Source organism: Streptomyces yangpuensis (assembly GCF_024666385.1).
GTDB lineage: Bacteria > Actinomycetota > Actinomycetes > Streptomycetales > Streptomycetaceae > Streptomyces > Streptomyces yangpuensis.
Genome location: NZ_CP102514.1, coordinates 6,247,422 through 6,271,189 on the forward strand (window position 1 = coordinate 6,247,422; position 23,768 = coordinate 6,271,189).

Annotated in this window: 25 protein-coding genes; 10 read left to right on the forward strand and 15 right to left on the reverse strand. The window is 72.6% G+C overall.

Annotation, left to right across the window (positions count from 1 at the left end):
• Positions 1-7: 7 nt before the first annotated feature.
• Positions 8-1,873 carry a protein kinase domain-containing protein gene (locus NRK68_RS28375; RefSeq protein ID WP_257857132.1) on the reverse strand — a complete coding sequence of 622 codons (1,866 nt, stop codon included), beginning with the start codon at positions 1,871-1,873 and terminating at the stop codon, positions 8-10.
• A gap of 146 nt (positions 1,874-2,019) precedes the next feature.
• Between NRK68_RS28375 and NRK68_RS28380 the strand changes: the two genes are divergently transcribed.
• Together NRK68_RS28380 and NRK68_RS28385 are read left to right on the forward strand one after the other, a co-directional pair.
• Positions 2,020-2,610: a hypothetical protein gene (locus NRK68_RS28380; RefSeq protein ID WP_183063886.1), complete on the forward strand. Its 591-nt coding sequence runs from the start codon at positions 2,020-2,022 to the stop codon at positions 2,608-2,610.
• Positions 2,611-2,686: 76 nt separating this feature from the next.
• Positions 2,687-3,463 (forward strand): bestrophin-like domain, encoded by a 777-nt coding sequence (locus NRK68_RS28385; protein ID WP_183063887.1) that lies wholly within the window; start codon positions 2,687-2,689, stop codon positions 3,461-3,463.
• 27 nt (positions 3,464-3,490) lie between these two features.
• Here NRK68_RS28385 and NRK68_RS28390 read toward each other — a convergent pair whose 3' ends face one another.
• The 3 genes from NRK68_RS28390 to NRK68_RS28400 all read right to left on the reverse strand — a co-directional run bounded on the left by NRK68_RS28390 (position 3,491) and on the right by NRK68_RS28400 (position 5,947).
• A complete protein-coding gene (locus NRK68_RS28390; protein WP_183063888.1) occupies positions 3,491-4,660 on the reverse strand; it encodes an MAB_1171c family putative transporter in 1,170 nt (389 codons plus the stop codon).
• Positions 4,657-5,214: a toxin-antitoxin system, toxin component gene (locus NRK68_RS28395; RefSeq protein ID WP_183063889.1), complete on the reverse strand. Its 558-nt coding sequence runs from the start codon at positions 5,212-5,214 to the stop codon at positions 4,657-4,659. Before NRK68_RS28395 ends, NRK68_RS28390 begins: the two co-directional genes overlap by 4 nt.
• Positions 5,215-5,278: 64 nt before the next feature.
• Positions 5,279-5,947: a helix-turn-helix domain-containing protein gene (locus NRK68_RS28400; protein WP_046779930.1), complete on the reverse strand. Its 669-nt coding sequence runs from the start codon at positions 5,945-5,947 to the stop codon at positions 5,279-5,281.
• Positions 5,948-6,181: 234 nt separating this feature from the next.
• Between NRK68_RS28400 and NRK68_RS28405 the strand changes: the two genes are divergently transcribed.
• The 4 genes from NRK68_RS28405 (at position 6,182) to NRK68_RS28420 (ending at position 11,584) form a co-directional block, all read left to right on the forward strand.
• Complete coding sequence (locus NRK68_RS28405; protein ID WP_257857133.1) at positions 6,182-7,153, forward strand: helix-turn-helix domain-containing protein; 972 nt, start codon at positions 6,182-6,184, stop codon at positions 7,151-7,153.
• A gap of 144 nt (positions 7,154-7,297) precedes the next feature.
• Entirely contained in the window at positions 7,298-8,662 is a 1,365-nt protein-coding gene (locus tag NRK68_RS28410) for a 6-phospho-beta-glucosidase (RefSeq protein WP_257857134.1), read from the forward strand.
• Between the two features lie 36 nt (positions 8,663-8,698).
• Entirely contained in the window at positions 8,699-10,795 is a 2,097-nt protein-coding gene (locus NRK68_RS28415) for an MDR family MFS transporter (protein WP_257857135.1), read from the forward strand.
• Positions 10,796-10,909: 114 nt separating this feature from the next.
• Entirely contained in the window at positions 10,910-11,584 is a 675-nt protein-coding gene (locus NRK68_RS28420; RefSeq protein ID WP_257857136.1) for a GOLPH3/VPS74 family protein, read from the forward strand.
• 78 nt (positions 11,585-11,662) lie between these two features.
• Here the strand turns inward: NRK68_RS28420 and NRK68_RS28425 are convergent, their stop codons facing one another.
• The 3 genes from NRK68_RS28425 to NRK68_RS28435 form a co-directional block, all read right to left on the reverse strand.
• Positions 11,663-12,016: a hypothetical protein gene (locus tag NRK68_RS28425; protein ID WP_183063892.1), complete on the reverse strand. Its 354-nt coding sequence runs from the start codon at positions 12,014-12,016 to the stop codon at positions 11,663-11,665.
• 109 nt (positions 12,017-12,125) lie between these two features.
• On the reverse strand, positions 12,126-12,653 hold the full coding sequence (locus NRK68_RS28430; RefSeq protein ID WP_183063893.1) for an NUDIX domain-containing protein: 528 nt from the start codon (positions 12,651-12,653) through the stop codon (positions 12,126-12,128).
• The gene (locus tag NRK68_RS28435) at positions 12,650-13,270 is read right to left on the reverse strand and encodes a helix-turn-helix domain-containing protein (RefSeq protein WP_183063894.1); all 621 of its coding nucleotides are present in this window, start codon (positions 13,268-13,270) and stop codon (positions 12,650-12,652) included. The genes NRK68_RS28430 and NRK68_RS28435 overlap by 4 nt, the downstream gene beginning before the upstream one ends.
• Positions 13,271-13,335: 65 nt before the next feature.
• Between NRK68_RS28435 and NRK68_RS28440 the strand changes: the two genes are divergently transcribed.
• Complete coding sequence (locus NRK68_RS28440; protein WP_257857137.1) at positions 13,336-14,391, forward strand: NAD(P)/FAD-dependent oxidoreductase; 1,056 nt, start codon at positions 13,336-13,338, stop codon at positions 14,389-14,391.
• 192 nt (positions 14,392-14,583) lie between these two features.
• Positions 14,584-16,047, forward strand: a complete 1,464-nt coding sequence (locus tag NRK68_RS28445; protein ID WP_183063896.1) for an NAD(P)-binding protein — start codon at positions 14,584-14,586, stop codon at positions 16,045-16,047.
• A 94-nt stretch (positions 16,048-16,141) separates the two neighbouring features.
• Here the strand turns inward: NRK68_RS28445 and NRK68_RS28450 are convergent, their stop codons facing one another.
• Positions 16,142-17,209: an ATP-dependent DNA ligase gene (locus NRK68_RS28450; protein WP_257857138.1), complete on the reverse strand. Its 1,068-nt coding sequence runs from the start codon at positions 17,207-17,209 to the stop codon at positions 16,142-16,144.
• A gap of 75 nt (positions 17,210-17,284) precedes the next feature.
• Here NRK68_RS28450 and ligD point away from each other — a divergent pair, with 75 nt between their 5' ends.
• Positions 17,285-18,304, forward strand: coding sequence for a non-homologous end-joining DNA ligase (gene ligD, locus NRK68_RS28455; protein ID WP_183063898.1), 1,020 nt, complete (start codon positions 17,285-17,287; stop codon positions 18,302-18,304).
• A 131-nt stretch (positions 18,305-18,435) separates the two neighbouring features.
• Positions 18,436-18,684 carry a WhiB family transcriptional regulator gene (locus NRK68_RS28460; RefSeq protein ID WP_257857139.1) on the forward strand — a complete coding sequence of 83 codons (249 nt, stop codon included), beginning with the start codon at positions 18,436-18,438 and terminating at the stop codon, positions 18,682-18,684.
• 1 nt (position 18,685) lies between these two features.
• On the opposite strand, the gene NRK68_RS28465 is transcribed toward NRK68_RS28460, so the two are convergent.
• From NRK68_RS28465 to NRK68_RS28495, 7 genes are all read right to left on the reverse strand, one after another.
• Entirely contained in the window at positions 18,686-19,267 is a 582-nt protein-coding gene (locus tag NRK68_RS28465; protein ID WP_183063899.1) for a hypothetical protein, read from the reverse strand.
• On the reverse strand, positions 19,264-19,884 hold the full coding sequence (locus NRK68_RS28470) for a hypothetical protein (protein ID WP_257857140.1): 621 nt from the start codon (positions 19,882-19,884) through the stop codon (positions 19,264-19,266). The genes NRK68_RS28465 and NRK68_RS28470 overlap by 4 nt, the downstream gene beginning before the upstream one ends.
• Positions 19,881-21,014 (reverse strand): hypothetical protein, encoded by a 1,134-nt coding sequence (locus NRK68_RS28475; protein ID WP_183063901.1) that lies wholly within the window; start codon positions 21,012-21,014, stop codon positions 19,881-19,883. Before NRK68_RS28475 ends, NRK68_RS28470 begins: the two co-directional genes overlap by 4 nt.
• A complete protein-coding gene (locus NRK68_RS28480; protein ID WP_183063902.1) occupies positions 21,007-21,309 on the reverse strand; it encodes a DUF6317 family protein in 303 nt (100 codons plus the stop codon). The genes NRK68_RS28475 and NRK68_RS28480 overlap by 8 nt, the downstream gene beginning before the upstream one ends.
• Before the next feature lie 100 nt (positions 21,310-21,409).
• A complete protein-coding gene (locus tag NRK68_RS28485) occupies positions 21,410-22,381 on the reverse strand; it encodes an acyl-ACP desaturase (RefSeq protein ID WP_183063903.1) in 972 nt (323 codons plus the stop codon).
• Positions 22,382-22,547: 166 nt separating this feature from the next.
• On the reverse strand, positions 22,548-22,850 hold the full coding sequence (locus NRK68_RS36800; RefSeq protein WP_308296321.1) for a hypothetical protein: 303 nt from the start codon (positions 22,848-22,850) through the stop codon (positions 22,548-22,550).
• 39 nt (positions 22,851-22,889) lie between these two features.
• Positions 22,890-23,741 (reverse strand): helix-turn-helix domain-containing protein, encoded by an 852-nt coding sequence (locus NRK68_RS28495; RefSeq protein WP_183063904.1) that lies wholly within the window; start codon positions 23,739-23,741, stop codon positions 22,890-22,892.
• Positions 23,742-23,768: the final 27 nt, after the last annotated feature.

Genomic DNA, 23,768 nt, shown 5'->3' on the forward strand with positions numbered 1-23,768 from the left:
CAGCCGCTCAGCCCGCGGCGCGGGTGAAGGTACGGACCGCGGTGTCGAAGTGTTCGCGGGACTCGGCGGTGCGGCCGACCGGGGCGGAGACCCACACGTCGTAGAGCCGGCCGTCCTCCTCCCAGCACAGGTCACGGGTGTGCCGGGGGCCTTCGGCCGCGGAGAAGCCGTTCCAGGTGAACAGCCACAGAGCGGCGTCGCGGCCGTTGTGCGTGCTTGACGAGACCTCGGCGTCACGGTAACCGGGGTTGTTCGCCGGCCCCTTGGCGTGGGAGCGCTGGTGCACGGCGAGCGGCCCTCCCGACTCGGAGGCGGACACCTTGATGCCGATGCGGAAGGTCTCGTCCGGCGACATGTAGAAGATCCGCGGGCCGTCGGCCCTGCGGATGAAGCCGTGGGGGACGGCGAGGGAGAAGCCCGCCGGATCCTGGACGACGCGAAAGCCGGCGGGGGCGGCCTTGCCGTCGGACGACGGACCGGTCCGCCCGCCCGGCGCCGACGGCACCGGGGCGGGCGCGGAGACCTGCGCGCCCGGTGGAGCGGCCGACGGTGCGGCCGGGGTGCCGCCCGCGCTGCCGCCCGTGGCGCCGCGCGTGGCCGCGGGCCGGTCGGCGCGGTGGGCCGGGTCGTCCTGGTTCATCAGCAGTGCCGCGGCCGACGCACCCGCGCCCACGATCGCGGCCACGAGCAGGCCGGCGATCAGCGCGGCACCCGGCCGCCGCCGTGCGGGGGCGCCGGCGCCGGCCGCCTGCGCGGTCACGGGTGCCGTCTGCGCCACGGGCCGCGCCGTCGGGGCCGGTTCAGTCGGGGCGGGTTCCGTTCCCGACGGTGCCGTTCCGGCCGGTGCCGTTTCGGCCGGTGCCGTTCCCGACGGTTCCGGTCCCGACGGTGCCGTCCGGGCCGGGGGCGCCCCGGTCGGTTCCGTCCGGGTCTGCGGCGGCCTCCGGAACGGTGTCGTCCGGGATGGTGTCGTAGGGGACGGTGTCGTCCGGGCGTCGGGCGCCTCGGGGACGTTGCGCCACGTCGGCGCGTGGCCGGCCGCCGACGGTGCCAGGGCCCGCAGCATCTCCTCCGCCCCGTCGGCGCCGAGCCGCGCGGCGGGGTCGCGTTCCAGCAGACCTCGCACCACCGGCAGCAGCGGCCCGCACGCGGCGGGCGGCCGGATCTCGTCGTAGACCACCGCGTGCAGCACTCCGCCCAGCGAGTCCCGCCGGAAGGGGGACACCCCGCTGACGGCCGCGCAGAGCAGGGCGCCCAGCGACCACAGGTCGGACTCGGGCCCGGCCGGCGACTGCGCCGACATCCGTTCGGGCGCGGTGTACTCGGGAGACCCGACGAACGCCCCGGTCGCGGTCAGGGTCGTCGCCCCCGACACCTGCGCGATCCCGAAGTCCGTGAGGACGGCCCGGCCGCCCGGTGCCTCCAGCAGGACGTTGGCCGGTTTGATGTCGCGGTGCAGCACCCCGGCCGCGTGCGCGGTCCGCAGGGCGCCGAGCAGCGCGATGCCGATGGCCGCGGCCTCGGCGATGTCCACCGGCCCGGTCCGGGCGAGCCGGTCGGCGAGGGAGCCGCCCTCGACCAGTTCCATGACGATGCACGGCCGTTCGCCGTCCGCGACGACGTCGTGCACCACGATGATGTGGGGGTGCTTGACCTGCGCGGCGGCGCGGGCCTCGCGCAGGGTGCGTTCCCGGTGGAGCCGGGCCTCCTCCGGGGACAGCGCCGGGTCGAGCGCCATTTCCTTGACGGCGACGCTGCGGCCGAGCAACTGGTCCGTGGCGCGCCACACGACACCCATGCCGCCGCGCCCGAGCTTGGCGTCCAGTCGATAACGCCCGGCGATCAGTCGGGCGTTCTCCCCCTCGGTCAGCATGGCGACATCATGCCGCATCGCCGGAGGGCTCGTGCGCCTCGGGCGCGGCGGTGGATCTCCACCGGTCCGCCGCGTGTCGAAGCCGGGCCTTGATCGTTTCTTCACACGTAGCCCTCATGTCAGCTGCGGAATCGGGAGGACGCGCGGTGACCGCTTGGCAGTACTTCGCCGGGGCGGGTCTGGTGGCGGCGCTGTGTCCGCTGCACGGCCATGTGGCGGTCGCCGGCGACGGCCCCGGCCGCGGCGCGCGCGTCGACCTGTGCGTGCCCGCCGGCCAGCCGAAGCGGCCCGGCGTACCGCCGTCCGGCCGGCCCTCGGTGCGGGTGGCCGTGCCCGGCGCCGACGCCGGGCTGACGGTGCGCCACCCCGGCTGGGCCCCCCGGCCCGGACGGCCCGCGGTGGTGCTGCCCGGGCCGTCGGAGCCGTCGGCCGCCGCCGGCCCGGCGAAGCCTTCCGCGGAGGCCGAGGCCGAGGCGGTGGCCGCGCCCGCGGAGCCGCCGCCCGCGCCGGGTCCCGGGGCTGCCGCCGGGCCGGCCCCGGCCGAAGCACCGGCCGCGCCGCGGGCCGGGGCCGCCGCCGCGCCCGTGAGCGCCTTTCGCGTGCGTCCGTACCGCGCGGTCGCCGTGGAGCGGCGCGGCCCGGGCGGAATGTCCACCGTGATGCTGATGGTCGTCGTCACCACCCCGGCCGTACTCGCCGCAGCCGCGCTGCGGCCACGCTCCAAGAGCCGCGGCTGACCGCCGAAGCTCCGTCCGCGGCACCCCCGTCCGCCACCCGTCCGTCCGCCCACCGATCCACACCGGGAGAATCCACGTGTCCGAATGGCTGGTCCTGGCCATTGCCATGGTGCTCGTCTGCGCCCTCGTCCTCGCCATCACGGCGATCCGGCACCGCCGGGCCGCCGCCGACGAGGACACCAGCGAAACCCCCGATGTCATCGAGTACATGACGATGATGGTGGGCGTGGTCTACGCGATCGTGCTGGGCCTGGCCATCGCGGGCGTATGGGAGGCGCGCGGCGCCGCCGAGGACAGCGTGCGCCGGGAGGCCCAGGCCCTGTACGAGGTCACCCAGCGCTCCGACGTCTACCCGGCCGCGGTCCGCGACCGGATCCGCGGCGAGGTGGACGCGTACGTCTCCCACACCGTCGCGGTGGACTGGCCGCTGCTGACCTCCGGCGAGAGCGCGTCGGCCGAGGGCGGCGCACTGCTCGGCAGGCTCCGTACGTCCGTCACCCACCAGAGCCCGGCCACCGAGCTCCAGGCGCAGGCCTACCAGCCGCTCCTGGACCACATCGCGGCCGCCGACGAGGCCCGCCACGCGCGGACCCAGAGCTCCGAGTCGACGCTGCCGGGTGTGGTGTGGTTCGGGCTGCTGGTCGGCGGGGTGGTCACCGTCGGGCTGATCTTCACGCTGCAGATCCGGCGCTCGGGCCGGGAGCTGCTCCTCGCGGGGCTCTTCAGCGCGCTGATCGTCTTCCTGCTGTTCATGGTGTGGAGCTTCGACGCGCCGTACGGCCGGGACGGCATCGACTCGGCCGGCCCGTTCCAGGAACTCTTCCCGAAAACAGCGGCGGCCGCCCCGCGCTGACCGGCGACACCGCTGCCGGCGGTGAACCTAGACGGCCACCTGTCGGCGGACCGCCTGGACCACCGGTGAGCGGCGCAGGGCGTCGGAGATGCGCAGGAGGTCGCGCGGGCCGTCGGAGGCGGCCGGCAGGGTCTCCTCGTCCTCGCCGTTGATCCTGCCTTCGGGGTCCGCGGAGCGGGCTCGTACGGCGGCCGCGACCATGGCGGCGTCGGCGACCGCGCGGGCGGTCTCCTCGTCGGCCCCGTCGGCGACGGCGCGGTCGTAGGCGTCGTCGCGCAGGCCCTTGTCGAAGTAGGGGCCGAGGTGCAGGAAGCCGTCGTGGATGTCGGACTCCCGCTGGATCACGCGCAGTTCCGCCGCCGTCCACCACGCCATCTGTACGGAGGGCGTGCCGACGGGGGCGGAGATCTGTACCTCCTGCCACAGGGCGCCGAGCCGGCGGTACGTCGCCCAGGTCTGCCAGTGGTCCGACAGCCGCTGGCAGACGAGCGGGACCACGAAGCCCATCGCGCTGATCAGTGCGCCCAGCGAGGCGAGCGGGGGAGCCACGTAGGTGCTCAGTCCGTCGAGGTCGTGGCCGAGCCAGCGGGCGACGACGGCGGACATCTTCGTGGCGTCGTACCCGAGGTTGAAGATGTAGCCGGCCACGATGATCATCAGGCCGACCCTCAGCCAGCCGCGCACCTGCAGCGACCAGCGCCAGCACAGGACCACCATCACCACCGCCGCCACATGGTGCGCCAGCAGGTAGAGGGCGATCATCTGGCCGACGTAGGGCGTGTTGGCGTAGAAGGTGTCGAAGTCCCGCAGGCGTTCCTCGGGGGTCTCACCGAGGGCGAACAGCACGATCAGAGCCACGATCACGATGCTGTAGCCGAGGATCCAGCGCCGCGACACGCGCCGGGTCTGCTCCGGCGGCCCGCCCCGCCAGTTGACCATCAGAACCAGGCAGGAGGCGCTGAAGGCGGTGATCAGGCAGTACACCAGCGGGGCCGAGAAGTTGGCGATCCCGGTCCAGCGGTTGACCGCCGCGATGGTCGGCGGGGCGGCGAAGGCGAACACCGCCCCCGCCAGGGTCAGCAGGGCGACGACCGACCGCAGGAGCGGGTCGCGCCAGTTGTGCCGCAGGGCCGGCAGCTTGAAGGCGAGGGAGATCGCCATCGCTGCTGCCGGTATGTAGTAGTCCTCACCGGTCAACGGTCGTTCCTCAGTCCCCGGTAGCCCAGCGAGGCCTCGATCCGGCCGGCCAGGTCGTCGCGCTGGACCGGAGGCCGATGGCTCGCCGAACCGGCCAGCCAGATCCGGCAGCGGCTGCTCAGCAGTAAGCCGAAGGTCTCGGCCTCGGTCTCCTCCTGGACGTCGGCGCGCGTGCGCGCGGCGACGCGGCGGACCGTCTCACCGATGTCGGCCTCGTCGGACAGCAGCCGCGCGGCGACGGCGGCGCCGTCGACGTGGTGGCTGCAGTGGCCGGCCTTCATGTGCCACAGCTCGTGGCCCAGGATGACCAGTTGGTGGTCGGGTGCGGTGCGTTCCTCGATGACCACGAGATCGCGGTCCGCCATGTCGAGCCACAGACCGCTGGCCGTCCGGGGCGGGAACGAAGCCATCCGGAAGTCGACCCGGCGGCCGCGGTGTCTGCTCATGCCCTCACAGAGGGCAGCGTAGAGGTCCACGGGCTCCACGGGGGCGGTCAGCCGGATGCCGGCCACCAGCTCCCCGCACAACCGCCGCTGCTCTCTGCCTATGCTCACCGTTCTCCCCGTCGGCGCGGATCCGGATCAGGACTCAAGGATCAGACCCAGACTTTCGACTGGGTCAGGATTCATTCGGTTTGACGCTTTCGAGGAGCATGTCCAGCCATTCGGTCACCTTGTCCCGGTGCTTGTCGCTGGGCAGTTGGGCGGCGCGCCAGGCGATGCCCCGTACACCGTGGTTCTGCAGGAGTCTTGCCAGCGGATCGCCCGCCGATGCGGCCGCGGCCGGTACGGTTTCCCGCGCGCGCCCCGCATAGTCCTGGAGCAGTTGCTGCTCGGTCCGCTGGAGCGCGTCGGTCAGGGCGTCGGCGTCGTGGGCCGTGAGGAACCCCGCGTGCACCCCGAAGAAGCGCTGGATCGCGTCGCAATGCTCCATGGTGGGGCGGCGGTCGCCGTTGATGAGGGCCCCCGCCTGCTGCCTCGACATGCCGGCGCCGTCCGCGATCTCCTGCTGCGTGTAGCGGCGTCCGTTCGGCTTGACGCGGGTGCGCCGGAGCAGGTCGAGCCGCTGCAGGAAGCGGGCCTGGAGGTCGGGTTCGCCGGCCGGCCTGCCGTCGAGCAGGGTCTTGACCACATCCGTGGGCACGCCCGAGGCCTCCGAGAGGCGTCGCAGGTCGAAGACCTGGTTCAGCTCGCGGCCCATCTTGCCCGCGAGTTCGGCGACGCGGGTGATGGTCGCTGCCAGGGGTGCGTCGGCCACCGCGACGGGAGCCGGGAAGCCGTCTGTCACCAGTGGTTCTCCTAGATCGCGCGAAGTCGGTACGGCACATGGTCGGCTTCTGGAATCTAGCCGCTCTCGCCCGGAAGGGCTAGAACGTGCCACAGCTGTGGCGGGAATGAGCTGTCAAGAGGCTGGAATTGCCACAATAGTTGACACTCGAATGAAGTCGGTAGCAGGATCGCCACACGGAAATGAAGATCCAGACCGGAGGAGGGGGAGCTCTCAGTGCCACATCTTGCAGCGGTGGGCCCGTCCGATGGCCTCGCCCGAGCCGGTGAGGAACGCCTGGCGGGCGAGGAGTCCGCGCGTGGCGCCGTCCGCTCGGAGCGACGCAAGGAGATTTTGCGCCAGCGCCGCGAAGAGCTGGGGCTGAGTCAGGAGGACCTCGCCGCCCGGCTGCGCATCAGCGTGCGCGCGTACGGCAACTGGGAACGCGGGCTCGTCAAGGAATGGACGGACCGCAAACTCCTCGCCCTGGCCGAAGCCCTGGAGATGAGCGAGCGGCAGTGCTTCTGGCTCTTCCGCGTCATGGTCGACCGCGATCCGCCGCCCACGTGGCGGGCCTCCGACGAGAACCGGCTCCCCGAGGACCCGGCGCAGCGCGACTACCTGTGCGACTACGCGGCCCTCATGGAGGCCGTGCCCTACCCGAGCTTCCTCGTGGACCACCGGTGGGACGTCGCTCTTACCAATTCGGCCTTCGACCAGCTCTTCCAGACCGTACGGCCGCACCCGACGGCCCTGCCGGACGACAACTTCCTGCGCTTCGTGCTGTTCCACCCGGACGCGGCGGCCGTACTGGAGGACCACGAACCGGGCTGGTGCGTGCCCCTGCTCGCCCGGTTCGCGGCCGCGCTGGCCGAGGCCCCGGAGGACGAGGGGCTGTGCAGCATCCGCCAGGAGGTGGCCCGTGACCCGTTCATGGAGGCCGCCTACCGCTACGGCGTTCCCCACTGGCTGAGCAAGCGCGGGCCCGACGCCGCCGAACAGGACGGAGCGGTGCGCACCGTGCGCCACCCCGACCCGCGGTGGGGCCTGGTGCGCTGCCGGATGGTGGCCGAGACCAGCCGCATGCTCGACGAGATGGGACTCACCCGGATCACCCTGATCCTGTCCGGGCCGCAGGGCGTGCCGACGGGGCCGCCCCGGGGCCTCTCGGCCATTCCCCAGCAGCAGGGTGCCCGGCTGCGCGCCGTGCCGTCGCTGGGGGAGTGACCGACCGGAGCGGACCGGCCGGGGCAGACTGGTCGGGACGGACGACTGCCGGACGTCCCGTGCCACCGATCGTGGCACCGGCGCCGTCGGTATCCGTGTCCGTCATCCGTACCGGTATCTGCGCGGGCGAAGGGCGGTAGGGGCGTGCGGCTGACGATCCTCGGCGGAGGCGGCTTCCGGGTACCGCTCGTCTACGGAGCCCTGCTCGGCGACCATGCCGAGGGGCGGGTCTCCCATGTGACGCTCCACGACGCGGACACCGCGCGGCTCGCCGCCATGACCCGCGTCCTCGCGGACCTGGCCGCGGCCGCCGGAGTGTCCGACGCCCCGGCCGTCACGGCCACCCGGGACCTCGACGAGGCCCTGCGCGGGGCCGACTTCGTCTTCTCCGCCATCCGCGTCGGCGGCCTCGAAGGGCGCGCCGCGGACGAGCGCGTCGCCCTGGCCGAGGGGGTACTGGGCCAGGAGACCGTCGGCGCGGGCGGGGTCGCGTACGGACTGCGGACCGTTCCCGTCGCCCGGGAGATCGCCCGCAGGATCGCCCGTACGGCCCCCGGGGCCTGGGTCATCAACTTCACCAACCCGGCCGGCCTGGTCACCGAGGCGATGGCCGAGGAACTCGGCGACCGGGTGATCGGCATCTGCGACTCGCCCGTGGGCCTCGGCCGGCGCATCGCCCGGCTGCTGGGGGCCCGGCCGCAGGAGGCGTGGATCGACTACGTGGGCCTCAACCACCTGGGCTGGGTACGCGGGCTGCGCATCGGCGGCCGCGACGAACTGCCGCGGCTGCTGGCCGATGCCGAGGCACTGGAGTCCTTCGAGGAGGGCCGCCTCTTCGGCGCCGAGTGGCTGCGCTCGCTCGGCGCGATCCCCAACGAATACCTGCACTACTACTACTTCAACCGTGACACCGTACGGGCGTACCAGGCGGCCGGACAGGCCGGACAGACCCGCGGGGCCTTCCTGCGTGACCAGCAGCGCGGCTTCTACACCGAGGCCGGCCGGGCCGGGCTGCCGGCCGGCGCGGCTCTGGCCGCCTGGGACCGGACCCGGGCCGAGCGCGAGGCCACGTACATGGCCGAGAACCGCGAGGCGGCCGGGGCGGGCGAGCGCGACGAGAGCGATCTGGAGTCCGGGGGCTACGAGAAGGTCGCCCTCGCGCTGATGCGGGCCATCGCCCGGGACGAGCGGGCCACGCTGATCCTCAACGTCCGCAACGGCTCGACGCTCTCCGTCCTGGACGCGGGGGCGGTCATCGAGGTGCCCTGCCTGGTGGACGCGAACGGCGCCCACCCGATGGGAGTCGAGCAGCTTCCGCTGCACGCGGTCGGCCTGGTGACGGCAGTCAAGGCGGTGGAGCGCGAGGTCCTGGCGGCGGCCGCGAGCGGTTCCCGGGCCGACGCCGTGAAGGCCTTCGCGCTCCACCCGCTGGTCGACTCCGTGACCGTGGCCCGGCGGCTGATGGACGGCTACACCGCGGCCCATCCGGGCCTGGCGTACCTGCGCTGAGCCGCCCCGCGGGTCCCCCCGACGGCCCAGCGCCGCATGCGGGGCCGCGACCGGGCTGTGAGAGTGCGAGATGTGACCACTGCCCCCGCCGCGGCCGCCGCGCCCCCCGTGCTCGACCGGCGGCGGCGCAACGTCGTCTTCGGCACGATCATGCTGGGCGTGCTCCTGGCGGCCCTGGACCAGACGATCGTCGGCACCGCCCTCCCCACGATCGTGGGGGACCTGGGCGGCGGGGACCACATGTCCTGGGTGGTGACCTCCTACCTGCTCGCCGAGACCGTGGCGACGGTCCTGGTCGGCAAGTTCGGTGACCTCTTCGGCCGAAAACTGATCTTCCAGGTCTCTGCCGTCGTCTTCATCAGCGGATCCTTCTTCTGCGGCCTGGCCGGCAACATGACGCTGCTGATCGTGTGGCGCGGCGTCCAGGGCGTCGGCGCCGGCGGCCTGATGGTCACCGCTATGGCACTGATCGCCGACGTCGTGCCGCTGCGCGAACGCGGCAAGTACCAGGGCATGATCGGCGCCGTCTTCGGCGTCGCCACCGTGATCGGACCGCTGCTCGGCGGTTTCTTCACCGACCAGCTGAGCTGGCGGTGGTGCTTCTACGTCAACGTCCCGATCGCCATCCTGGTGGTCGTCGCCGCGGCGAAGACGATCCCCTCGGTACGCGCCTCGGGCAAGCCGGTCATCGACTACCTCGGCATCACCCTGGTGGCGATCGGCTCCAGCGCCCTGATCCTGGCCACGAGCTGGGGCGGCAACGAGTACGCGTGGACCTCGCCCGTGATCATCGGCCTGTTCGCGGGCGGTGCGGTCGCGCTCGTCCTGTTCTGCCTGGCCGAGACGCGCGCCGCGGAACCGATGATCCCGATGCGGCTCTTCCGGAACCCGGTCTTCGCCGTGTGCTCCGTGCTGAGCTTCGTCGTCGGCTTCGCCATGCTCGGTGCCTTGACGTTCCTGCCGACCTACCTCCAGTACGTCGACGGCGACTCGGCCACGATCTCGGGCATCCGGACCCTGCCCATGGTCTTCGGCCTGCTGCTCGCCTCCGTCTTCAGCGGCAACGTCGTCAGCAGGACCGGGCAGTACCGGATCTTCCCCATCGTCGGCAACGCGGTCATGGGCGTCGGCCTGTACCTGCTGGCGCAGATGCAGCCGGGGACCGGCACCCTGCTGGAATCGCTGTACATGTTCGTGCTCGGCGCGGGCATCGGCCTGTCCATGCAGGTGCTGACGATCGCCGTGCAGAACACCGTCGACTACGCCGACCTCGGCACGGCCACCTCCGGGGTCACCTTCTTCCGTACGCTCGGCAGCGCCTTCGGCACCGCCGTCTTCGGCACGATCTACGCGAACCACCTGGGGCCGTCGCTGGAGGCGGCGGTCGCGGAGGCGGCCCGCGCCACCGGGGAGGACCCGGCGGCCCTGGCCGAGGCCGCCTCGACCCCGCAGGGCGTGCACCGGCTCGATCCGGCCGCCGCGACCCCGGTCGTCGAGGCGTACGCGGAAGCCCTGCAGACGGTGTTCCTCTGGACCGTCCCGGTGGCGGTGTTCGGCTTCGTCGTGGCGCTCTTCCTCAAGCAGGTCAAGCTGCGCGACACCGCCCGCGCCGGATCCACGGACATGGGCGACGGCTTCGGCTCGCCGGCCACGGCCTCGGGGGACTCCGCCAAACTGCTGGAGCTGGCGGTCGGCAAACTCGTACGGAACATGGGGGCGGACACGGCACGCGCGATCGTCGAATCCTCCGACACCCGGCTGGACATCGCGGGTGCGTGGACGGTGATGCAGGTGGAGCTGATGACGAGGACGATCGGCTACTCCAGCATCGGCCTGGTCGCAGGCCGGCGTTCGCTGCCGCCGGAGGTACTGCTCCCGGTGTTCGACCGGATGGTGGAGGAAGGCTTCCTCAGCCGGGAGGGCTCCTTCTTCAGCCTCACACCGGCCGGGCAGCGGGAGGCCGACGTCATCTCCGCCGCGTGGGCCCAGTGGCTCGGCGACCAGCTGGAGAAGGACCGGGGCCGGCCGCGCAGCGCCGAACTGCGGGTCGCGGCGGACGCGATCGCGAAGCGGCTGCTGGCCGAGGACCTGGGCGACGGGAACTTCGCCCCGAGGGTGGTCGTGCGGCATTAGGGGGTGTCCTGCCGATCAGGCCGGGCTCGGGAGCTGAGGCCGCCGGGGCGGAACTACCGGTGGCCGCCGGACGTCCTTCTGTTCGAAAGCATACGAACACGGGGGGCGACCAACATGGCCACCAATGCGGGACTGACCATCACGCTGGCCGAGGAGATCATGCTGCTGTCCCTGGACGACGAGTCCGGGACGCAACGGCAGCGTCAGTCCGTGGCGCCGGCTCTGTCGGGGGCGATCCTGATCGAACTGGTGCTGGCGGAGCGGGTGTCCGTCTCGGGGAAGCACATGGAGCTCCGGAGCACCGAGCCCACCGGGGATCCGCTGCTGGACGGCCGGCTCCGGCTCATGGAGCCCTGGCTGCGGGGCCGACGGCGCCGGATGAGGGACTGGCTGACGAAGGACTACATGAAGGTGGCCGGCCCCGTGCTGGAACGCCTCGGCGAGCGCAAGCTGGTGGCACAGCAGGTGCACAAGGTGCTGGGAGTGTTCCCCCAGCGGCGCTACCCCGAGGTCGACGGCACGGTCGAGCGCGCCCTGCGCGAGCGGCTGGCCGCGGTCGTCCTCGGAGGCGTCCAGCCCGATGAGCGCACGGCGGGACTCATCGCCCTGCTCCACGCGGCGAAGCTGCACCGCCTGGCCTTCCCGCAGCACAGCCCCGGCGCGGTGAAGCCGAGGATGGCGGAGATAGCCGACGGCCAGTGGGCGGCCGAAGGCGTCCGCGCGGCCATCCGCGACATGCAGGCCGCTATGGTGACGATGATGGCGGCCACGGTCGTCGCCGTCAGCTGAGTCACGTCGCCCGGGCCCCTGCCGCCCGGGCGGCAGGGGCCCCGGCGGCCAGGACTGCGCCGGGCGCGGCCGAGGACGTCAGCGGAACTCGTGGGTCACCTGGATGCGGCCGACGATGTGGGAGTTGAACTCGGCCAGTTCCTCCGCGGGGACCCACAGCTCCAGGATCGTCCGCCCGCCCGCCTGCTGCACCGGGTAGCGGCTCAGGAACCCCGACTCCACCTCGAAGCGGGTGACGAAGCCTGCGCCACTGTGCTTGACGTTCCAGTCCCGGGCGATCCGTACCGCGTAGTCCTCGTTGAGGACCGGGTAGAAGATCGGCTGCTCCGGCAGCCGGGGCGGCCAGGCACGCCACCCCAGCTCGCGGACCAGGGCGAGCTCCTCCGGGCCGGTGGGGCGCCACAGGGTCGTCGTCGGTCGCAGGCCGGTCATGGGGATCGCTCTCTCGTCACGTGGCGGGCCGCCGATGCGGCGGGCCGGGAGACCCGACTGTAGGCACAGCCGGTGTGCGGCCGCCACATGGTTCGAGGCCGGCGGGTCCTCAGGCGCCCGAAGTCGGGCCCGTCGTCGGGTAGTCGTACGAGGGGACGTGCGGCAGCTGCGTGAGGTCCGGGCGCCAGGTGCGGAGCACCGCCGCCGAGGGGGCGTACAACGCCGACGGGATCTCGGCGGGCGCGAACCACTCCCAGCGGGCGATCTTGTGGGGTTCGGTGACGGTGGGCACGCCCTCCGCCGTGGTGGTGACGGCGGCCGCCGTCAGCCGGGTCAGCCCGGACTTCGCTTCGATCTGGACGGACAGGACGCGGATACCCTCGGGAGCCACCCGCAGGTCCGTCTCCTCGGCCAACTCCCGGGAGGCGGCCTGCTCGAAGCCTTCTCCGGGGTCGACCTTCCCGCCGGGCAGTTCCCAACGGCCGTCGTGCGCCTGGCCGAGCAGCACCCGGCCGTCCCCGCCGATGACGACGAGGCCGACGCCGACGACGGCGTTCGGCCGGGGCACGGTGCGCTCGGGCCGTTCGGGGTGTTCGGGCCGTTCGGGGCGTTCGGGGCCTTCGCCGGTGGTGGTCATGGACGTCCTTCCGAAGAGGTGGTGGGCCGGGCGCGGACGTGGATCCGTTCGCCCTGGGGACCGAAGAGGCTGAGGAACTCCGCGGGCTGCGGACCGGCGTTGCAGAAGGCGTGCGGCGTCCGCGTGTCGAACTCGGCGGCCTCGCCGGGGCCGAGCACCAGGTCGTGCTCCCCGAGCAGCAGGCGGACCCGTCCGGACAGCACATACAGCCACTCGTAGCCCTCGTGGACCTTCAGCTCGGGTACGGCCGGCGGCCCCTCGACGGGCGGCAGGATCTGCTTGAAGGCGTGCACCCCGCCGAAGTTGCGGGTCAGCGGCACGTAGGTGTGGCCGTGCCGGACGAAGGGGCGCGGGCGGATCCGCGGGTCCCCGGTCTCCGGGGCACCGACCAGCTCGTCCAGCGCCACCCGGTGCGCCTTGGCCAGCGGCAGCAGCAGCTCCAGCGTCGGCCTGCGCTGCCCGGACTCCAGCCGGGAGAGCGTGGAGAGCGAGATGCCGGTGGTCTCGCTGAGCTGGGCCAGGGTGGTGCCGCGCTGCCGGCGCAGGGCTCGCAGCCGCGGGCCCACGGCGGTGAGCACCTCGGTGAGTTCCTCGTCGTCCTGCTTCTCGGGGGCCATGACTCCATTTGCCGCTTCGGCAAGAACATTTGTCAAACGATGGCATCGGGCAGACCCTCGCAGACATGGACAACTCAAGGGAAGAATCGTTCGACGTGGTCGTCGTCGGTGGCGGTTCGGCCGGGCTGGCCGGAGCGCTCACGCTGGTCCGGGCCCGCCGTTCGGTGCTCGTGATCGACTCCGGCAGCCCGCGCAACGCCCCGGCCGCGCACATGCACGGCTACCTCGGCCTGGACGGCCGGAGCCCGGCCGAGCTGCTCGCCAGGGGGCGCGCGGAGGTGGAGGCCTACGGCGGGCGGATCCGGCCGGGCACGGCCGTCGCCGCGGACCGGCTGCCCGACGGGAGCTTCCGGGTCCGCTGCGGGGACGGGTCGACCGTGCGGGCGGGCCGGCTGCTGGTCGCCACCGGCCTGGTGGACGAGCTGCCCCCGGTGCCGGGGCTCGGGGCGCGCTGGGGACGGGATGTGCTGCACTGCCCGTACTGCCACGGCTGGGAGGTCAGGGACCAGCCCCTCGCGGTGCTCGCCGACGGTCCGATCGCCGTGCACCAGGCGCAGCTGTGGCGGCACTGGAGCGAGCGGACCACGCTGCTCGCGCACACCTGGCCGCTCGGGGAGGAGGACCGGGAGCTGCTGGCGGCCCTCGGGATCCGGATCGTCGAGGGCGAGGTGACCGGCCTGGTCGTCGAGGACGACCGGCTGACCGGGGCGAGTCTGGCCGACGGGGGCGTGGTGGAGTTCCGGGCGCTGGTGGTGGCCCCGCGGTTCACGGCCCGTTCGGGCGTCCTGGCCAGCCTGGGTCTGCCGACCGCGGACATGACGCGGGACGGCCATGTGATCGGCACGTGCGTCGAATCCGACCCGGCGACCGGGGCCACCGCGCTCCGGGGGGTCTGGGTGGCGGGCAATGTGACCGCGCCGCTGGAGAAGGTCGCGGGGGCGGCCGCTCAGGGCGCGCAGGCGGCCGCCGCGCTCAACGCGGACCTGATCGAGGCCGAGACGCGGCGGGCGGTGGAGGCCCATCGAGCGGGGACCGGCCGAGCGGGCGCGGTGGCGGGCTCGGCGGTGGCCGCGGTGGCGGGCTCGGCGACGGGGGCGGCCGACCGTACGGTCCGCGGCTGACCGGCCGGGGGCACGGGCGGGCCGGTTCGCGGAACGGGCGGGCCGGGCGGATGGGCCGTGGCCCGGTGGCGGCGTGCCGGACAGGTGTGCGGGTTTCGGCCCGCCTCCGTACGTGCAGGCTCTGGGCGGTGTGATCGTCGTACGGTCCAAGGTCCAAGATCCAACGGGTCCAAAGGTTCGGGGGGACGTTCCATGGCACATGTGCTGGTGATCGGCGGAGGGATCGGCGGGCTCGCCACCGCCCTGCTCGCGGCGCGGCGAGGACATACGGCAGAGCTCTTCGAGCGCGACACGCGCGCCCCCGGCACCGCCCTCGACCGGGACTTCTTCGGCTGGCGGCGGCCGACCGTACCGCAGGCGGCCCAGCCGCACGCGCTGCTGGGAGCCGCCCGCAACGTCCTGCGGGACGATCTGCCCGACGTGTACGCGGAGATGCTCCGGCTCGGCGCCCGTGAGCGGCACGAGCTGGACTGGTTCGACGTACGGCCGCCCGAGCTGCCGGGGGACGACGACCTCGTCATGCTCCAGGCGCGGCGCATCCTGCTGGAGAGCGCGCTGGCCACGGCGCTGCGCGCGGAGCCCGGGGTGGTCGTCCGCCACGGGGAGCAGGTCACGGGACTCACCACCGCGCCGGCCGGGGAGGGGCAGGCCGGGGGCGAACCGGCTGGTGGCGAACCGGCCGGGGGTCAACCGTCCGGGGGCGAGCCGGCCGGCGGGGTCCGGGTGACGGGAGTGACCACCGGGGCGGACCGGTACGAGGGGGATCTCGTCGTCGACGCGGGCGGCCGCCGCGGAGGCATCGAGCGCAGGCTCGGCGCCGCGGGCTGCCGGCCGCCCGTCGTCGAACGGCACCGCACAGGGCTCGCCTACTTCTGCCGCTGGTACCGGCTGCCCGCGGGCACGGACGAGGGGCCGCGGCGGCCCTGGGCGGTGACCGGCGGCGCCTTCGCCGGGTGCGCCGTCTTCCCCGCCGACAACCGGGTCTTCGCCGTGACGCTGTTCGTGCACACCGCCGACACGACGCGTTCGGCGCTGCGCGACCCCGCGGTCTTCGAGCGGGCGGCCCGTTCCTTCCCGCCCGGCGCGGCCTGGCTGGCGCTCGGCGCCGAGCCGCTGTCGGGCGTACTGGCCACGGCGAGCCTGGACAACCGCTGGAGCGCGCTCGTGGACGAGCGGGGGCCGGTCGTGACCGGGCTGGTGCCGGTCGGCGACTCCATCACGCACACCAACCCGACCCTCGGGCAGGGCACCTCGCTCGCCCTGTGGGCGGCACGCAGGGTGGCCCGTACGGCGCACCGGGACCCGGGGTCGGAGCGGTACGCCGTGGACCACCACGAGTGGGCGGTGCGTACGCTGAAGCCGTGGTTCGACTTCCAGGTGGTCGCCGACGCGGCCATCGGCGAGCGCTTCGCGACCCGGGCGGGGCGTACGGGGACGGCGCGCGAGGTGGCCGCGCTGTTCGACTGCGCGCTGGAGGACCCCGAGGTCATGCGGGCCCGGGCCCGGGTCCGGCACCTGGCCGAGCCGCCGGAGCGGGCGTACGCGGACCCGGAGATCCGGGCGCGGGTGGCGCGCTGGCTGGCGGCGCGGCCGGACTACGCGCCGAACGAGGTGGGGCCCGACCGGGAGGAGTGGGAGAAGCTGACGGCGGGATGACGCGGCGGCCGGGTCCACGGCCGCCGCGGGAGCGCCGGGGGGTGGGGGTCGGTCTCAGCCGGACTGGTCTCAGCCGGTCTGGTCTCGGCCGGCCTCAGTCGGCCTGCCCGAGGACTTCGGCGAGGTCGTAGCCCACGACCTCCTCCAGCTGGGCGTAGGTGCAGCTCGCGGGTGTCCGGTCGGGCCGCCAGCGCCGGAACTGGGCGGTGTGCCGGAAGCGGTCGCCCTCCATGTGGTCGTAGCCGACCTCGACGACGCGTTCGGGGCGCAGCGGCACCCAGGAGAGGTCCTTCTTGCCGGTCCAGCGGCTCTGCGCGCCGGGGAGCCGGGCGCTCTCGTGGGCGGACTCCTCGGCCCAGGCGGCCCACGGGTGCCCGGTCGGATCGGCCATCCGCAGCGGTTCGAGCTCCTCCACCAGCTCGGCCCGGCGCTTCATGGGGAAGGCGGCGCAGACGCCCACGTGCTGGAGCGTGCCCTGCTCGTCGTGGAGGCCCAGCAGGAGCGATCCGACAATCGGACCGCTCTTGTGGAAACGGAAACCGGCGACGACGACATCGGCGGTACGTTCGTGCTTGATCTTGTACATGAGGCGGGCATCGGGCCGGTAGGGGAGATCGAGCGGTTTTGCGATCACTCCGTCGAGCCCGGCGCCCTCGAAACGCTCGAACCACTCCTGCGCGAGCGCGGGATCGGTGGTCGCGGGCGCGAGGTGGACGGGAGGCCGAGCAGTGGACAGGGACGTGACCAGGGCGGCACGGCGGTCGGCGAGGGGGGTGTCGAGGAGCGACTCGTCGCCGAGTGCGAGCAGATCGAAGGCGACGAAGCCGGCGGGGGTGGTCTCGGCCAGAAGCCTGACACGGGACTGCGCGGGATGGATCCGCTCGGTCAGCCGGTCGAAGTCCAGACGCCCGTCATGGACGATCACGATCTCGCCGTCCACGACGCAACGGCCGGGCAGATTCGCCCGCAGGGCCTCCACCAGCTCCGGAAAGTACCTGGTCAAGGACTTACCCGTGCGGCTGCCGATTTCGACCTCGTCGCCGTCGCGGTGCACGACCGCCCGGAAGCCGTCCCACTTGGCCTCGTACTGCATGCCGGGAGGGATCTTCGCCACTGACTTGGCGAGCATCGGTTTGACCGGCGGCATCACTGGCAGATCCATGCCATCGATTCTGCGGTGGTACGTCCGGACCTGCCCGGTATGCGGCGACGGTCCGGCGCGCCTACGGTGGCGCACATGGGTGCTGCGGGCAATGCGATCGAGCTGGAGGCGGCCGGGCGGACGGTACGGCTGTCCAACCCGGACAAGGTGTACTTCCCGGAGCGTGGCCTCACCAAGCGGCACGTCGCCGAGTACTACCTGGCCGTCGCGGACGGCGTCCTCCGCGCCCTCCGCGACCGGCCGACCACCCTGGAGCGCTATCCCGACGGGGTGGAGGGCGAGTCCTTCTTCCAGAAACGGGCCCCCAAGAACCTGCCCGACTGGATCCCCACCGCCCACATCGCCTTCCCGAGCGGCCGGACGGCCGACGAGATCTGCCCGACCGAGCCGGCCGCCGTCCTGTGGGCGGCCAACCTGGGCTGCCTCACCTTCCACCCCTGGCCGGTACGCCGTGCCGACACCGACCGGCCCGACGAACTGCGCATCGACCTGGACCCGCAGCCGGGCACCGACTACCACCACGCGGTGGCCGCCGCCCATCAACTGCGCGCCCTCCTCGAAGAGCTGGGCCTGCGCGGCTGGCCCAAGACCTCCGGCGGCCGGGGACTGCACGTCTTCGTCCCGATCGAGCCGCGCTGGACCTTCACCGAAGTCCGCCGCTGCGCCATCACCCTCGGCCGGGAACTGGAGCGCCGCATGCCGGGCAAGGTCACGACGGCCTGGTGGAAGGAGGAACGCGGCGAGCGGATCTTCGTCGACTACAACCAGACGGCGCGGGACCGCACGATCGCCTCCGCCTACTCGGTCCGCCCCCGCCCGCACGCCCCGGTCTCGGCCCCGCTGCGCTGGGACGAGGTGGACGACGCCGAGCCGCAGGACTTCGACATCCTGACGATGCCGGCCCGCTTCGCGGAACTGGGCGATGTCCACGCGGACATGGAGGACCACGCCTTCACCCTCGACGCCGTACTGGAACTCGCGTCCCGCGACGAACACGACCACGGCCTGGGCGACATGCCGTACCCCCCGGACTACCCGAAAATGCCGGGCGAACCGAAACGCGTCCAACCCAGCCGCGCCAAACCCACGGAGTGAGGCGACAGCGCGGCCGGGGCCGGGGCCGGGGCCGCTGTCAGTGGGGGGTGCGATGCTCTGCGAGGGGCTGCGTACGTCATGTTGATCAGGCGTATAGCGGACGTCCATCCGGGCTGACCAGTATCTCCGGCATGTCTATGAACACCTCTACCGCAGCCACCGACACCGCCGCCTGGTACGAACTCGCCCTGTGCGCCCAGACCGGGCCGGGCTTCTTCTTCCCGGAGCCGGGCTCCTCATTGCGCGATGCGAAGCGGCTGTGCGGGGCGTGCGAGGGGCGGGCGGCGTGCCTGGAGTACGCCCTGGCCAATGACGAGCGCTTCGGGGTCTGGGGCGGCCTCTCGGAGGCGGAGCGCCTCGCGCTCCGCCGCCGCAGCTGACTCAGGTCCGAGTGGCCTTCCCGCTGGCACGCACCAACCCCACCCGCCGCGCGAGGTCGAACCCCTCGCCACCACACTCCTCGCGCCGCGGCGTGTGGGGCACGACCCGCACGGGGTAATGCCCCCCGACGGGCGACACGACCCCACCGAATCTGGGGTCGCCCGCGAACCAGATCCGGTCCGGGTGGTCGTTCTCCAACTGCGCGAGCGCGATCGGGAACGGCAGGATCCGCAGCGTGGCCGTGAAGTCCTCCCGAAACGGGATGGCGATGGTCGCCGGGCTCCCGGGTGGGCGAACAGGGTGCCGGCACGGCCACTCGCACCAGGGGTAGGCCCGCAGGATGGCCTTGACCCGATGGCGCCTGAAGTAGGCGATGATCACCCAGGGGAGAAGCGGCGCGGCGAGCAGGGTGATCAGGGCGCACGCCAACCCCGCATGGGGAACGTGGTCGATGCAGGCAAACGCGATCAGCGGGGGGCCGCCCAGGCTGAGCACCCACCCTGCACGGCGGATGACCAACCGCCTGTAGCCGACTGCTGTGGGTGGGTGGTCCCAGGCCGCCTTGGTCAGTGCGAGGCTCATAGCAGTACCTCCAGAATGCGTGAGGTTGCGGCTGCCTCCGGTGGGCTTGCCTCGGGGTCGGAGAAGCAGGCAGTGTGCGCGACCGCCTCCAGGATGTCCGTGTAGGCGTCGGCGTGTTGGATGGAAGCGCTGGTCAGATCCAGAACCAGAAGGTGGCGTCCATCCGGATGCACGGTCGCGACTCTGGCCTGAAACAGCCGATGCTCCACGTCGGGCACGGAAATGGTGCCCGCAACCAGGCAGCAGGGCAGCCCGGACGACAGGTCGACGAACCGGCTGATGGGACTGGTCCAGTGCGGCGAGCGTGCGATGGCCAGAGCCGCACGGGCCACGGTCAGTCGAGGGTTGGGCTGCTCCGCCGGCCGAACGGTGAGTGAGAACAGCGACGTTGCGACGCCGACCGGCTCCTCGGGGTGCAGACCGATCGAGGTGTGTACGACGTCGTGACCTACGAGTTTCTCAAGGCCGTCCATGAGCTGGGTCAGCTCCGGTTGGACGTCGGCGCTGCCCAGGGCATCGGCGACTGCGTTCAGTGCCGCCCTGTCGCCGGGGCTGATGTCGTGGAAGCCGGGAGGCAGACGGAACCAGACCGGCGAAGGGGAGGTCTGCCGGGTCATGGCCTCAACACCGACCAGACGTGACCGGACCTCTTGATCGCCGTTGGGGCGTCGTCGAGGACCCCCCGAGTGCCGTCCACTGCTGTGGACCCGTGTTCCAGCCCCTCGTTGTCAGAGCCGTAGTCACACCCGGCGGTCACCGCTCCGGTACCTGCCACGACCACGCCCACCCGGTCGCGGGTCTCCTGTGTCGACGACCGCATGGCCCACCCCGTGAGAGGGCTTTCCACCTGCCGCAGGTCGTTGGCAGAGGACCACGCTGCCTGGCGGAAGGCCGTGGTGCCCGGGGCGAGTGCTGTCAACGCACTGGTTTCCGGGGCGGCGGCCATGGCCGCGCGGGCGGCCGCCGTGCCGGCCTTGGCGCCGGAGGCGATCGCGGCCACGCCGGGGACGGAGCCCGCGGTGTCTCCCAGGAGGGTGACGCTGCTCTTCCAGAAGTCCGCGTCGAACTGGCCCTTGGTGAAGCCGTCCGCCAGGGACTTGCGGAACTTCGGGTCCGAGGTGTGCATGGCCAGAGCCGCTAAAGACAGGCCGCTTCCGACGAGCATGATGGCGAGCCCGGCAGGCGGGCAGGCGAGCGCCACCAAGGCACCTACGAAGCCGAGGACCGCCGATGCGTTCGAGAGGGCGTCCGCCGGGTCTTCGGTGATCTTCTGCCAGATCGAGGCCAGGAGGCCCGGTTCCTTCGGGGCCAGCTTGTCCGTGGCGGCGTTCAGCGTGGCGGCCACCCGGCGGGCGGCCGCGGCGTGGTCGGCGGCCAGTTCGCGGGCCAGGCGGCGGGCGTCGGCGAGGGCCTCCTCCGTTTTCGCCGCAGCCGCCCGGGCCTCGTAGCGGGCGGCCAGCTCGCGGTGCGCGACCAGGGTGTCGTGCCACCCCGTGAGGCGGCGGGCGGCCTCCGTCAGGGAGGTGTGGGCCGAGGCCAGGTAGCGGGGGAGGTCCCGCGAGAGGGAGGCGCGGAAGGCGGTCGCCGCCTCGCCCTGCCAGGACGAGCTGTGGGAGACGAGGTCCGTCACCACGCGGGAGGCCTCGTCGAGGGACTTCGCCGACGCGCCGAGCTTCTTGGTCAGGGCGAGGACCGCGCCGGGGTTTCCCGGGGCCGGGTCGAAGCCCAGGGCCGCGTGCTCAGCCACGGGTGGCCGCCGCCCGGAGGAAGGCCGCGCGGACGGCCTGCTCCAGCTCCGCGTACTCCGCGGCGCTGCGGTCCACGCCCTCCCGTACGGCTTTGACCCGTTTGGTCAGCTCCCGCGTGCCGTAGGCCCACCGTTCCTGGAAGCCGTCGCACGCCGCATCGAGATCCGACGTGCCCAGCTGGTCGGGCCGTACGTGGTCCAGTGCCCGCCGGGCCTCCCGCAGGGAGCTCAGCGAGGAGTCCAGGGCACGGGTCAAACGGGTCAGCTGGTCGATGTCCACCTGCAGTGACGTCATGACGCGAAACCCTGGCAGAGCACCGCTCTGCCAGGGCAATCGGCGTCACCCGCCCGAGCGGGCGGAAACCGGTCAGGTCAGCCCCTGCGGGCCGCCCCGGTCAGCCCTTGCGGGCCGCCATGCGGGCCGCGCGGGCGGCCAGCTTCTCGTCGAACTTCTTGGCCTCGGCGTCCAGGCCGTTCATGAACAGGCCGAGCTCGTCCTGGGCCTTCTGCCCCTCCGGGCCGAGGTCGGCGATGTCCATGACCTTGAGGAAGCGGAGCACCGGGGCCAGCACGTCGTCGTGGTGGATGCGCAGGTTGTAGACGCCGCCGATGGCCATCTGCGCGGCCATCCGCTCGAAGCCGGGCATGCCGTGTCCGGGCATCCGGAAGTTGACCACCACGTCCCGGACGGCCTGCATGGTCAGATCCGGGGCGATCTCGAACGCCGCACCGAGCAGGTTGCGGTAGAAGATCATGTGCAGGTTCTCGTCGGCCGCGATGCGGGCCAGCATGCGGTCGCAGACCGGGTCACCGGACTGGTGGCCGGTGTTGCGGTGCGAGATGCGGGTGGCGAGCTCCTGGAAGGCCACGTACGCCACCGAGTGCAGCATGGAGTGGCGGTTGTCGGACTCGAACCCCTCCGACATGTGCTGCATGCGGAAGGCTTCCAGCTTGTCCGGGTCCACGGCGCGCGAGGCCAGCAGGTAGTCGCGCATCACGATGCCGTGGCGGCCCTCCTCGGCCGTCCAGCGGTGCACCCAGGTGCCCCAGGCGCCGTTGCGGCCGAAGAGCGTCGCGATCTCGTGGTGGTAGCTGGGGAGGTTGTCCTCGGTCAGCAGGTTCACGACCAGCGCGATCTTGCCGATGTCGGTGACCTTGGACTGCTGCGGGTCCCAGGCCTCGCCGTCCTCGAAGAAGCCCGGGAAGTTCCGGCCGTCGCTCCACGGAACGTACTCGTGGGGCATCCAGTCCTTGGTGACCTTCAGATGGCGGTTGAGCTCCTTCTCGACCACCTCTTCCAGCGCGTACAGCAGCTTGGCGTCGGTCCACGCCTCCGAGCTGCCGAGGTGGGGAGAGGTGATCGTCACGGGTACTCCTGGGTGCAAAGCGAATTACCTACGGTTCCGTAGCCTACGGAGTCGTAGGTTAAGCGCGACATCAAGGCCAGCCAAGCCCCCCGCGCACCTATGCCCGGTTACGTCCGGTTATCTGTGCAGTTTGGGAGGGTCCTGAGGGGGAAACGAAAGGGCAAAATCACGCCAGTAGGTGGTCCGCGGCCCCCGCCTTGACGGCCGAGATCAGCGCGCGGAGGGCGTCGACGGAGTCGGACACGTAGGCGGCGGACCCCGTCGTCCCGATGTGCGCCCGCCCGTCGGCGCCGCGGCCGAGGCGGAAGCAGTTGGCGCCCTCGCTGCAGAACGGCTCCGACCAGGCGATGTCCGTACGGGCCGGGCGGGCCGTGGTGGCCGTACGGGTCGTGGCGGCTGTACGGGCCGTCGTGGCCGTACGGTTCGCGCGGCTCATGGCGGCGGCCGCGGCGGCTCTGGGGCTGATCATGTCGTTCTCCGGTCTCCTCGGTCTCCTCGCCGGACCCGGTCACAGGTCCCGCGCGACGGTGCGGATGAAATCGCGGGACGCGGCCGCCGGCAGTGCCAGGCCGCGCAGCCGCGCCAGCAGCCCCCGGTAGCGCGCCAGCTTCGGGGCCGCGTCGACCAGCAGCGAGCCGTGCGAACTGTCCAGCTGCACGGTGTCCAGTCGTCTGAGTGCCGCGGCCGCGTACGTGAAGGACTGGCCGGACCCGGGGAAGCCGCCGGCGCTGAACGGGATCACCAGGACGGACGTACGCTCCCGCTCGGACAGTGTGAGCACGTGCTCCAGCTGCTGCCGGACCACCCCCGGACCGCCGAACCGCATCCGCAGCGCCGCCTCGTGCACCACCGCCTCGTACAGTGGCGGCCGCTCCCGCGCGAACACCTGCTGGCGGCCCATCCGCAGCGCGAGCCTGGCCTGGAGGTCGGGCTCCGGCAGCGGCGGGTCGGCGGCGGCGAAGACGGCCCGTGCGTGCGCCTCGGTCTGGAGCAGTCCGGGTATGTGCGTGGCCACCGCGGTGTGCAGGCCGACCGAGTGGTGCTCCAGCTCGCAGATGTCGAGCAGCTCCGGCGGCACGGACCCCCGGTGCCGCTCCCACCACTCCTTGTGCCGCTCCCGCGCCATCATCGCCAGCAGGCCCACGAGGGCGGGGTCCCGGCAGTCGTAGTGGTGCGCCAGGGTGCGGACCCGCTCGGCGCTGATGCCGATCCGGCCGGATTCGATGTTGGGGATCCGGGTGCGGTCGACGCCGAGCAGGGCCGCGGCGTGCTGGACCGACATGCCCGACTCCTCGCGGAGCCTGCGCAGCTCGGCGCCGAGGCGCCGCTGCCTGGCGGTCGGTGTGCTTCTGGGTGGCACGGTTCCCCTCTCCCGCTGCACCGAGTC